Below are 528 nucleotides of genomic sequence, written 5' to 3'. Positions count from 1 at the left end.
AATGCCGGCTACATGACTTGAACACGCGACCCTCTGATTACAAATCAGATGCTCTACCAACTGAGCTAAGCCGGCCTATTTCTATTATGCGGGTTAAGGGACTTGAACCCCCACGCCCGAAAGCGCCAGATCCTAAATCTGGTGCGTCTGCCAATTCCGCCAAACCCGCATCTATGACCCGTGCTGGGCTCGAACCAGCGACCCTTTGATTAAAAGTCAAATGCTCTACCAACTGAGCTAACGAGTCTAACCTGTTTTATGCTATCCAAGATAATAAGTAGAAAGACTACTGTCTTTCTTTATCTGGTTACTTGAAACATCACACCGTGATGTTTCAACGGTCCCGACGGGAATCGAACCCGCGATCTTCGCCGTGACAGGGCGACGTGATAACCGCTACACTACGGGACCTATTGTTTTTATACAATTATGGGAGTTAACGGGATCGAACCGCTGACCCTCTGCTTGTAAGGCAGATGCTCTCCCAGCTGAGCTAAACTCCCTAATCGGTCATCTAGCCCAGCGGTC

At 49.4% G+C, this 528-nt stretch carries 5 tRNA genes; all 5 read right to left on the bottom strand.

Going from position 1 to position 528, the window contains the following annotated elements:
- Positions 1 to 2 precede the first annotated feature (2 nt).
- Positions 3 to 75: transfer RNA gene (locus ACFORF_RS05555), tRNA-Thr, on the bottom strand.
- A gap of 12 nt (positions 76 to 87) precedes the next feature.
- Positions 88 to 169 (bottom strand) — tRNA-Leu (locus tag ACFORF_RS05550).
- 5 nt (positions 170 to 174) lie between these two features.
- Positions 175 to 247 (bottom strand) — tRNA-Lys (locus ACFORF_RS05545).
- 91 nt (positions 248 to 338) lie between these two features.
- Positions 339 to 411: transfer RNA gene (locus ACFORF_RS05540), tRNA-Asp, on the bottom strand.
- Positions 412 to 430: 19 nt separating this feature from the next.
- A tRNA-Val gene (locus ACFORF_RS05535) sits at positions 431 to 503 on the bottom strand.
- Between the last annotated feature and the right edge of the window lie 25 nt (positions 504 to 528).

This window comes from Streptococcus caprae, from assembly GCF_042649745.1.
GTDB classification, from domain to species: Bacteria; Bacillota; Bacilli; order Lactobacillales; family Streptococcaceae; genus Streptococcus; species Streptococcus caprae.
This window is presented reverse-complemented; position numbering and strand designations above follow the sequence as displayed.